At 54.8% G+C, this 1,505-nt stretch carries 1 protein-coding gene; it reads right to left on the reverse strand.

From position 1 onward, the window contains the following. Positions 1 to 84 precede the first annotated feature (84 nt). Positions 85 to 1,452 (reverse strand): IS1182 family transposase, encoded by a 1,368-nt coding sequence (locus SMB34_RS17715; RefSeq protein WP_037992102.1) that lies wholly within the window; start codon positions 1,450 to 1,452, stop codon positions 85 to 87. Between the last annotated feature and the right edge of the window lie 53 nt (positions 1,453 to 1,505).

Here is a 1,505-nt window from a genome sequence, read left to right on the forward strand (position 1 = left end):
CAGACCGCTGACAAACCCCGTCATATTTTGGCGGGGTTTTGCTTTTAGAGGTGTTTGAAAGCTGGCTTGAGTGTGCCGAGGGGATTATCCCTCGGCGATTGGCCCCTTGGGGCCCAAAGCCAGGGCTATTTTCTTGATATTTTGGGCGGCGGCGGCCAGCAGACATTGGCATTTGACATTGATCAGTCCCCGGAACCTTGCATATCGATGACCGTGAAGCTGTTTGGCATCTGCAAAAGAGCGTTCGACCGTCTCTTTTCGGCGCTTGTAAACCCGCTTGCCCCACTCTGTCAGACGATAGGCGTCAGCCCGGTCTCTGGCGTCTTGCCAGACATGGCGCGTGACAGTTTTTCGCTGGTGGGCATTGGCGGTACAGGAAGCCAGCACAGGACAGGTGCGGCATTTTTCCGGGTCGCTGTGATAATGGCGGTATCCATTTCGGTCGGTTGTCGCATAAGACAGAAGCTGACCTTCGGGGCAGCGATAAGCATCACGTTCAGGGTCATAAACGTATTTGCGTTTGGGGATGTAGCCTTCCCGAAGGTTCGGGCGGCGATAGCCCGTCACGCCAAGGATGTCACGATCTTCAAGGCCTTTGGCAATCGCGGCGGTCGCATAGCCCGCATCCAGTCCGACGGCGATAACATCAAGGTCAAAACGCTGCCTTTGTCGGTCAAGACGGTCGAGATAGGGAATGCTGTCATGCAGATTGGCCGGGGTGGCGTAACTGTCGGTAATGATCCCAAGCTTGCCATCGACCGTGCGGTGATCGAGATAGAAAAAGCCCTTGGGCTTGCCGTCGCGCACCATATATCCGCTGTCGGGATCGGTTCGACTGATCTTGGTTTCTTTCTCAACCGGCTGGCGTTCTTTGGCTTTGAGCGGCTTTTTCGCATGAGCCGTCCGGTCTTCCTCAATCGCCAGATCCAGATCATCCCAATAGGCCGCGCGCGATTTGGCAACCACTTCGCGGTCCCATTTGTTCTTGTTGGCATCGGCCTTCAAATGCGTGCTGTCGGTATAGAGAACCTTACCATCCACCAGCCCGTACCTGATCGCCTGCTCGACGATCTCGTCAAAAATATCCTGCGCAACACTGGCATCATGATATCGACGCCGCCGGTTCTGCGACAGGGTCGAGGCATCAAAGACCTTGTCGGTCAGCTTGAGTTGCAAAAACCAGCGATAGGCGACATTGACCTCAATCTCGCGCACAAGCTGGCGCTCCGAGCGCACGCCAAACAGATAGCCAATGAACAGCGCCTTAAACATCATCACCGGATCAAGGGCGGGACGGCCATTGTTCGCGCAGTACAAATCGGCCACGCGCGCATGGATAAAACTGAAATCGATCACGGCATCGATCTTACGAAGCAAATGATCGCTGGGGACCAAACTGTCGAGTGTCACCATCTCTAGTTCGGTTTGATGTGGGCTGGGTTTCTTAAGCATTCCCCATTGAATCAAAAATCCCCGCCAATGGCGAGGACTTTGTCAGCAGTCTG

Origin of the sequence: Thalassospira permensis NBRC 106175, from assembly GCF_000714555.1 — a bacterium.
GTDB lineage: Bacteria > Pseudomonadota > Alphaproteobacteria > Rhodospirillales > Thalassospiraceae > Thalassospira > Thalassospira xiamenensis.